We start from the raw sequence: 369 nt of genomic DNA, 5'->3' as shown, positions 1-369 counted from the left end.
AAACGGAAGTGACCCATGACCTGATGGATGTGCGCGAAGCGGCCGGCCTCTCGACCATCTACGATGCATCTGATGTCGAGCCGCATGATTTCGATGGCGTAAGCCCTTATGTAACCTATCAGAAAGATGGCATAACCCACCGGATCGATTGCGATTTCATTGCCGGCTGTGATGGTTTCCACGGGGTTAGCCGAAAATCCGTGCCGCAAGGCGCGATCAGGGAATTCGAGAAGGTCTACCCCTTCGGCTGGCTCGGCATTCTGGCCGAAGTGCCGCCGGTCAACCACGAACTCATCTACGCCAATCATCCGCGCGGTTTTGCCCTCTGCTCCATGCGCTCGCACACGCGCAGCCGTTATTACATTCAAT

General features: G+C 56.1%; 1 protein-coding gene. It reads left to right on the top strand.

Going from position 1 to position 369, the window contains the following annotated elements:
* Positions 1–369, top strand: a 369-nt coding sequence (locus EN804_RS35145) for an FAD-dependent monooxygenase (protein WP_189602176.1), incomplete at both ends; no start/stop codon positions are given.

The organism is Mesorhizobium sp. M8A.F.Ca.ET.161.01.1.1 (genome assembly GCF_004792105.1).
In the GTDB taxonomy this organism is placed as follows: Bacteria; Pseudomonadota; Alphaproteobacteria; order Rhizobiales; family Rhizobiaceae; genus Mesorhizobium.
Note: the sequence above shows the minus strand (reverse complement) of the source record. Positions and strands in the feature narration are given on the sequence as shown.